9 protein-coding genes and 1 pseudogene are annotated in these 8247 nt (G+C 40.8%); 2 read left to right on the top strand and 8 right to left on the bottom strand.

Annotation, left to right across the window (positions count from 1 at the left end; all coding sequences use genetic code 11):
• Positions 1 to 184: 184 nt before the first annotated feature.
• The 4 genes from gltP to AC1DRF_RS12095 form a co-directional block, all read right to left on the bottom strand.
• Complete coding sequence (gene gltP / locus AC1DRF_RS12110; RefSeq protein ID WP_477740821.1) at positions 185 to 1429, bottom strand: glutamate-aspartate/proton symporter GltP; 1245 nt, start codon at positions 1427 to 1429, stop codon at positions 185 to 187.
• Positions 1430 to 1630: 201 nt separating this feature from the next.
• The gene (locus AC1DRF_RS12105; protein WP_016764918.1) at positions 1631 to 1969 is read right to left on the bottom strand and encodes a zinc ribbon domain-containing protein YjdM; all 339 of its coding nucleotides are present in this window, start codon (positions 1967 to 1969) and stop codon (positions 1631 to 1633) included.
• A 90-nt stretch (positions 1970 to 2059) separates the two neighbouring features.
• Positions 2060 to 2260, bottom strand: a complete 201-nt coding sequence (locus tag AC1DRF_RS12100) for a hypothetical protein (RefSeq protein ID WP_427075907.1) — start codon at positions 2258 to 2260, stop codon at positions 2060 to 2062.
• 33 nt (positions 2261 to 2293) lie between these two features.
• Positions 2294 to 2476 (bottom strand): hypothetical protein, encoded by a 183-nt coding sequence (locus AC1DRF_RS12095; protein ID WP_217598602.1) that lies wholly within the window; start codon positions 2474 to 2476, stop codon positions 2294 to 2296.
• 300 nt (positions 2477 to 2776) lie between these two features.
• Between AC1DRF_RS12095 and AC1DRF_RS12090 the strand changes: the two genes are divergently transcribed.
• Positions 2777 to 3040 (top strand): hypothetical protein, encoded by a 264-nt coding sequence (locus AC1DRF_RS12090; RefSeq protein WP_477740820.1) that lies wholly within the window; start codon positions 2777 to 2779, stop codon positions 3038 to 3040.
• Between the two features lie 29 nt (positions 3041 to 3069).
• On the opposite strand, the gene AC1DRF_RS12085 is transcribed toward AC1DRF_RS12090, so the two are convergent.
• The 3 genes and pseudogenes from AC1DRF_RS12085 to AC1DRF_RS12075 form a co-directional block, all read right to left on the bottom strand.
• Positions 3070 to 3681 carry a CBO0543 family protein gene (locus AC1DRF_RS12085; RefSeq protein WP_477740819.1) on the bottom strand — a complete coding sequence of 204 codons (612 nt, stop codon included), beginning with the start codon at positions 3679 to 3681 and terminating at the stop codon, positions 3070 to 3072.
• A gap of 38 nt (positions 3682 to 3719) precedes the next feature.
• Positions 3720 to 4220, bottom strand: a complete 501-nt coding sequence (locus AC1DRF_RS12080; RefSeq protein ID WP_028409340.1) for a CBO0543 family protein — start codon at positions 4218 to 4220, stop codon at positions 3720 to 3722.
• A 342-nt stretch (positions 4221 to 4562) separates the two neighbouring features.
• Positions 4563 to 6128: pseudogene (locus AC1DRF_RS12075) on the bottom strand (gamma-glutamyltransferase family protein).
• A gap of 162 nt (positions 6129 to 6290) precedes the next feature.
• Between AC1DRF_RS12075 and AC1DRF_RS12070 the strand changes: the two are divergent.
• Positions 6291 to 7679 carry an alpha/beta fold hydrolase gene (locus AC1DRF_RS12070; protein WP_477740818.1) on the top strand — a complete coding sequence of 463 codons (1389 nt, stop codon included), beginning with the start codon at positions 6291 to 6293 and terminating at the stop codon, positions 7677 to 7679.
• A gap of 36 nt (positions 7680 to 7715) precedes the next feature.
• Here the strand turns inward: AC1DRF_RS12070 and AC1DRF_RS12065 are convergent.
• Positions 7716 to 8247 (bottom strand): N-acetyltransferase family protein (locus AC1DRF_RS12065; RefSeq protein WP_477740817.1); only part of this gene is annotated, 532 nt, incomplete at its 5' end.

Here is an 8247-nt window from a genome sequence, read left to right as displayed (position 1 = left end):
CATTCATCTAAAAAATGCCCTGTGACCAAAAAACAGTCACAGGGCATTTTTTTAGACTTAAGCGGCGCGTCCTCTTTTTTTGAATAGGGCTGAATATGACAAATTACTCTAGTCTACATCGTTAATAAATATTTAGAGATTTAACAAAAAACCCCCGCTTTATGAGCTAAAGCGGGGGTTGGTTTTATAGAGATTCCGTGTGAGATGCAGGCGGGATCGGCGTTTGGGTGCGGAATACTTTTTCCCATTTTGAGACGACAATACAGGCGATCGCGTGGCCTGGAACGTTGACTCCTGTTCTGGCCATATCCATGATGCGGTCTACTCCTGCAATAATTGCCACTCCTTCAGCCGGCAGACCTACTGCGTTGGCTGTTGCTAAAAGAACAACAAGTGAACCTGACGGGACAGCCGCAATTCCTTTACTTGTCATCACCAGTATAAGCATCATAAATAATTGCTGAGTTAATGGCATATCGATGTTAAAAGCCTGCGCTAAAAAGACGCATGAAACGGATAAATACAGCGTGGAGCCATCACAGTTTAATGACAGACCCGACGGAATAACGAACGACACAACTCGTTTAGGACATCCGTACTTTTCCATCCGCTCCATCAGCTGTGGCAGCACCGTTTCCGTACTTGTTGTTGAAAAGGCAATAAGAAACAAGTCCCAAATCATTTTGAATACTTCAAAGTAGTTGAATTTGAACAAAAACCCAACAAGCGGAAATAAAACAAATAAAATAATAAAAAGACCTAAAAAGACGGTTCCAATTAGCTTTAGCATTGGAAGCAGAAGTGCAATGCCGTATTGCCCCACAGATGCAGCCATTAGCGCTAGTACACCAAGAGGCRCTGTGACCATAACAATTTGCGTTAATTTAAACATAATTTTAGCCGTAGATTCAAAAAATTTCATTGCAGGTTCGGATGCTTTACCGACTCCTGAAGCGGCAACACCGAATAAAATAGCAAAGAAAATTACGGCCAGCAAATCATTTTTTGCCATCACATCTACGATATTCGTTGGAATGATGTTTAAAATCATTTGTTTAAAGTCTACGACTTTGTCGGTGTACTGAGACAATTCACCGATATCTTTTTTTACAAGATGAGAAAGATCGAGGCCTACTCCGGGCTTTAGCAAATTCACTAACAGCAGACCGATTGCTAATACGATGGTAGTAATGATTTCAAACCAAATAATCGTCTTTAACCCTAGACTCCCCATTTGTTTCATACTGCCGCTTCCCGCAGCACCTATGACGATGGTTGAAAAGACAATCGGCACCACAATCATTTTAATGAGCCGGATAAACCCGTCTCCTACCGGTCTTAAAGCCATCCCAAAGTCCGGGAAAAAGTGCCCGATAACAGCTCCGATTACTAATGCAATTAAAATTTGAAACGCTAAAAACTTTTTCACATTTCTCCCTCCCTTTTGTCTTCATGAAACGGACATTCATTCCATTAATATCCAAATCCTGAGACACTTTAAGTAAGTTCGGGACATTTAGCTAGATTCCTTCTAAAATAGACAAATTGGTCTATATATTTCGCTTTATCAGTTAAAACACATAGAAAAAAGCCAGGGTGAAGTTGTTCTTCATCCTGGCTTTTTTAATTCTTATGCTTTTTTAACAAACTGAGATTTTAAGCTCATGGCTCCAAATCCGTCAATTTTGCAGTCGATGTTATGATCGCCTTCTACTAAACGAATGCTTTTTACTTTCGTTCCGATTTTTACAACCGATGAGCTTCCTTTTACTTTTAAGTCTTTGATGACAGTAACTGAATCTCCGTCTTTTAAAAGGTTCCCGTTTGCATCTTTTACAGTCAGCTGTTCTTCCGTGCTTTCTGTTTTTTCGTCTTGTCCCCATTCATGCCCACACTCCGGGCAGACGAACAGGTTTCCATCTTCATATGTATACTGTGATTGACAGCTTGGGCAATTAGGTACATTCATTTTCTTTTCCTCCAGCAGCAGCTCGTAACCAATGGTACGATCACGAGATTACATTTTTTATCTGTTTTATACTGTCACAATTTCATGAGATTAACAAGCTTTTCTATTTCCTTGCTGCTGATGTTTTCTTTTCCAAATAAGTGAGCCGATAAACAGAACAAAACCCGCTCCAAAGACAAGAAGCTGATCTACATAAAAGTCACCTGTTTTTACATACCGAATAATAAATATCCCTCCAAACATGAGCATCAGCATACATGAAAACCGAATGAGGTATGAATTGATTTCCATCTTTCATTCCTCCTTTTTGTAAGACTTTTTTTGTTACGAAAAAAACACGAACCATATACCAAATGTAACTGCGTATAACGGTAAAATGACGGCTAGTTTTTGCTTCCACCCTTCAAAAAAGGAAGAATTACGAGGCGCAAACCAAAGCTCTAACGTACCGTATAACAGCAGTGCCCCCGCTGCTAATATGGCGATCACAGTCTCTCCTAAGTCCATACACCCTCCTCACTTTCATTCTACGCACTTGAAGCTAAGCGCAGCGTATATAGTAAGTCTCATCATTATAAAAGACCTTACAATCGTGATGCATCCATATTTTGTATACTTTTCATCAATACATTTATTACCATTATATCATAATAAAAGCATTTTTGAGACTTTTTATACATGTAAATTATTGTATAATAAAAAGTAGACACAGAGAAAAAAGGGGAGAATTTTTTAAAGAGAACTCAGCTTATTTTTGTTATTACACTGCTTATTGAAGCTGGATTAACCTATGCGTGCTCATCATTTTTGTCTATCCGCTTTATTGAGCTTATGTTTTTTAGCGGACTTTTGTTTTCAGTTTTGACTTTTTGGTTTTCAAGCAGCGGAAGCAACAGCGCTCATTCTCACTATAAAACTCATTCCATGAGATTAATGTCTGGGGCCACTATTGAACACAATCCGTTTCGTTTGCGCTGGACGGCTTATTTTCTTGCTTCTTTAAGCTTTACGGGAGTGGGCCTGATTTTTTTCGTTCTGCTGCTGACAAACGTTATTCCTCCAGTAAGCTAAAAAACCTGCTCTTCACAGAGAGCAGGTACTTACGAGAACAGCTTGAGAAGCAGGCATTTTCGCTTTACTTTATTCGCAACAGCTTGAGTCACATGATCTTTTAAAGGCCGCGTCAATATTCGTTTCAGCGGATGTTTTAGCATCCGTTTGCTCACGGGAACTTTAAAGATAACGCTGAGAACCCCTGTTGCTAAAACCGAGAGCAGTAAGACCGCAAAAGGCTTTTTTTGAAACCATCTCGAGAAGATAAGCATCATTACGTAAATAAGTGCCGACCACCCCAAATGCCAGCCGTGCCTAAATGTAATCCMCTTACACCTGAGCCCAACCCATTCTACAAACGAAGCTGTACATACCCATTTTGTAATATATTTCACCTGCTTAGCGAGTGTAGACGGATAAGTAGCTAAGAACGACAAAATCATGAGAGGCGTAATGAACATAAGGTGTAAAATACGCAGTACTTTTAATGAAAGATGAGAAGATTTAAAATCCCAAAGCAATTTATCATTACATAAAAAGTAGTAGAGCATATTAAAAAAGCTCACGTATAAAACCCCAGCATACAGCTCGCGTATTTTGTTCCACGTTTTCTTATGGATATTTTGAAAAATCAGCCATAGAAGGACAGAAATATGCACCTTTGTTCACCTCTCTAACGTCGTTTTTAGAATCTCTGCTATTGTATTTTCGTTTCTTCCTGCTTCTTTTCAATTTTTCGAATCCATCCAATCAGCATACGGTTAAGATACGATTTTAACGTTACGCTAGTAAAAGTGTGATACCACATCCAGCCTGTTTTCCACTCGATGAGCTTCGTTCGTTTTTCAGCCCATAATTCAATAAAAAACATTGGAATCGTAAAAAACATAATTTTATATAAAACTTTTAACCCTTTATCGTAATATGTAGCTTGATTAATCATGACGGATATCATAGGATAAAGCAAAAAGTCGAACAACACGTTAATTCTAAACTGTTTTTTCAATAAGCGAGTTGGATATCGAAGAAGGCCGTGAGTTACAATAAATTTATCAATAATACCATTTGTTAAGGCGTTAAATACATAGGCCAGCAGCCAGTCTTTAATCGGTGGTTTTCTAAATAAAAAAGGGAGAATCCCCAGGGCGATAAGTAGCATTACACGTAAAAATTTCACTTCAAACTTTTTATTTCTCATCACCTTTTCGCTCCTTTCACCAAGTGTTGTTAGCCTACCTTCATGTCAATTGGCAGCTTGAGACGGCTGTTCTCACCACGCTCAATTATTGCTTATGTTAATTTATAAAGATACGCAGCAGCGTCTAATGTAAATTTTCCGTACATAACCCTTAAGTTCACGCTATCCATACATACGTAAATATTTGTTTTAGTTTTCAGTTCTTTGAAGAGATTTATACATGTGGTTGAGACATGGAAAAAGCCCAACTCTAATCAGTACGGGCTTCTTCCTTCACCTATTGTGTTTTTTTAAACGTTACCATCCGGCTACGAATCCATCCGTTCGTGATTCACTTCCTCCTCATAGCACGCCGCTTTCAGGATCTCTCCAAATAATCTGTCCGCGCCCAAATGCCATAGAATCCACGGCTACTTCAATTTTATGTCATTTTCGTTCAAGCGCTTGTGCTACGTGGGATGGAAAAGCTGGCTCTACAAGCACCGTTTTATCTTTTTTCCACTGCCATCTTGGCGCGTCTAAAGCAGCTTGAGGATGAAGCTGAAAGTCAATCGTATTCATGACGACTTGCATATGTCCCTGCGGCTGCATAAAACCTCCCATCACTCCAAACGGTCCTACGGGCTCATTATTTTTAGTGAGAAAGCCCGGAATAATGGTATGAAACGTTTTTTTATTAGGAGCAAGGCAGTTATCGTGATTAGGATCCATTGAAAAATTGTGGCCGCGGTTTTGCAAGGCAATTCCCGTTTCTGGCACAACGATTCCAGAACCAAAGCCCATATAATTACTTTGAATAAGCGAAACCATGTTTCCTTCTTCATCAGCCGTTGCTAAATACACCGTTCCGCTTCCAACAGGCTCTCCCGCTTCAGGCTGCAGGGCATGTTCTTTTATAAGGCCGCGGCGATAGCTTGCATATGTATCAGACAGAAGCTCACTAACAGACACGCTCATTTTTGCTTCTTCCGTAATGTATTTTTCTCCATCCGCAAACGCAAGCTTTATCGCTTCTATTTGTTTATGATACGTATCCACGGCATCTTTTTCTAGAAGCTCAAAGCCTTTTACGATATTTAATGCCAGTAACGCAATAAGCCCCTGACCGTTCGGAGGAATTTCCCATACATCATATCCACGGTAGTGAGCGCTAATAGGATTCACCCACTCAGGCTCAAAAGCAGCCAAATCTTCTTTTGATAAAAAGCCGCCGTGTTTTTTACTGAATGCATCAATACGATCCGCAAGCTCGCCTTTATAAAACGCTTCTGCATTTGTTTCGCCAATGAGCTGAAGCGTACGGGCATGATGGATGGATGACCACATTTCTCCTGCTTTTGGTGCTTGTCCATTAGCCGCAAACGTTTGAAACCACGATTCAAATTCTTTGCTTGTATGTACTCGTTTAAACGTATCGTACGCTTGTTTCCATTGTTTCGCGAGAGTAGGCGCTAGCGGAAATCCTTCTTTGGCGTACTGAATGGCAGGCTGCAGTACTTGAGAAAGAGGCAGTTTGCCAAATCGCTTCGATAAAGCAGCCCAAGCAGCCGGAGCCCCGGGAACCGTAACGGGAATCATTCCGTATTTAGGAATATCTCTGTATCCTTTTTCCTTTAGCGCATCAATGGAAATAGACTGGGGAGAAGGTCCGCTAGCGTTTAGTCCATACAGCTGATTATTTGTCCAAACAAGCGCAAACGCGTCTCCTCCGATTCCATTAGATGCGGGCTCTAATACAGTAAGGCTCGCAGCTGTCGTGATTGCTGCATCAATGGCATTGCCGCCTTTTTTTAAAATATCAAGGCCTGCCTGCGCTGGGAGCGGCTGAGATGTAGATACCATTCCTTTTTTTGCATAAACAGGAACTCGGTAAGATGGATGTGGATGATAATGCGGATCATAGGTCATAAAAGCGCTCCTTTTTTAGATATTTAAATTTTCTAAATAATGTAACTTCTTTATTTTACCATATTCATAACGCATCGGCTTTTTTATCTTAGAATGACATGACTCCTTTTACCTAAAATTGGTATACTGATAGAGTACAAGAATCGCCAAGGAGGATGATGTATGAAAAAAGTAAAAGCTGCCCTTCCACTCGCTGTTTCTTTAGCACTTGGGCTTCAAGCACTTCCTATGTCCACTTCACCTGTTCAAGCTGAAGCAGCGGCGAATGCTGCTCATCATTCAGCAAAAGTTGAAGTCAAACGAGCAAACGCATTTTTAACGAATGTCGCCAACGGCAAAACAAAAGAAGCTAAGCGCCATTTTTCACGCAGCCTGCAGTCCAAAATGAGTGAAGACAACCTAAAAACATGGTGGTCAGCTCTAACGGCTCAGCTTGGTGCTGTAAAAAAGATTGGGACAGCTGTACAAGGTGAAGTCAATATGGTTCATCGAAATATAGAAATCCCAATTGAATTTGAACACGTATCAGCTACTTTAACCGTTCGATTTAGTCAAAATCGTCAAATTGATGATTGGCGAATCGTACCGGAGGAGCGCCAGTTTTCGTTTTCCACACCGCCTTATGACACCCCTAAGAACTACAGTGAAAAACAGCTTTCAATCGGCAAAGCACCTTACGAACTTCCAGCAACGCTTACTCTTCCAACACGTTCAAAACATCAAAATGTACCCGTTGTCATATTCGTTCACGGATCAGGACCTTCTGATCAAGATGAAACGTTTATGAGCTTAAAGCCGTTTCGAGATCTGGCTTCTGGACTGGCTTCTCAAGGAATCGCCGTTTTACGCTACAACAAGCGTACATACGAACATACAGCTAAAATGTCCGGTGAAAATAAAATAAACGTCGACGATGAAACAACGGATGATGCCGTACTCGCAGTGGAAGCAATGGCGAAACAAAAAGGCATCGACAGCCGCAATATTTTCATACTAGGACACAGTCAAGGCGGCATGATGATGCCCAGGATTTTAAATCACACGCCGGATAAAAGCGTGCGCGGCTCTATTTTACTTGCTGCACCAAGCCGCACACTTCCAGAGTTAATGCTTGAACAATTTGCCTATCTTGTATCGCTGAATCAGCTTCCGAAAGAGCAGCTTGCTTTTTTCCAGCAGCAGTTTGCCATTTTACAAGACCCAAGCTTTTCACCAGCTCAGCCGCCAAAAGAATTTCTGCTTGGCACGCCTTATTTTTGGTATGACGTAGCTCACTGGCACCCTGCAGAAGTCGCAAAATCTCAGGACACGCCTCTGCTTCTTTTACAAGGAGCACGTGATTATCAAGTAACGACCGAAGATTTTGAAGGCTGGAAACAAAGCTTATCTCAGCGTTCCAACACTTCTTTTAAGCTTTATCCAAAGCTCAACCACTTTTTCACAGAAGGAACTGGTGAAAAAAGCACGCCCGATGAATATGCTGTTTCAGCCAACATTCCTTCTTATGTCATTGATGATATTGTCAAATGGGTTCGTGAAACACAAAAGTAAAGAAACAAGGCGCTGTTTTATCAGCGCCTTGTTCTCTTATTCATTAAACCTGCCCATTACAACCGTACTATAGTACTTGCCGTCAGACAGCATCTTGTCATTTTTTAATACTCCTTCCATTTCAAACCCGAATTTTGTATATAAATCAATCGCTTGTTTATTGGTCTCTAGCACATTCAGCGTTATTTTCTTCATGCCCGCGCTATCTGCCCATCGTATGGACTGCTGTAAAAGCTCTTTGCCAATTCCATATCCCCACCATTCTTTTGCGATGCATACGCCAAACTCTACTTTGTGGGCAAATCGTTTCAAGTCATTACCTTCGCATCTTGAAAACCCGACAATTTCATTATGTACACTTGCTACCAAAAATAAGTTTCGTTTACTTTCTGTGTCACGTTGAATAAGTTTTTTAAAATCGGATTCGTCCATATACCCTTCTCCTGGTTCACGATCTAAGTTTTCCGTTTCTCCGTCTAGCTGAACTCTAAGGTGAGACAGTTCGTGTGCATCGCTCGTGGCAGCTGAACGAATAATGTACTTAAGTCCTTTTACATGGTAAATCTGC

The sequence above is a fragment of the Priestia sp. P5_B4 genome (genome assembly GCF_056400385.1).
The sequence above is the reverse complement of the archived record's forward strand: the minus strand, read 5'-3'. Positions and strand labels throughout refer to the sequence as shown.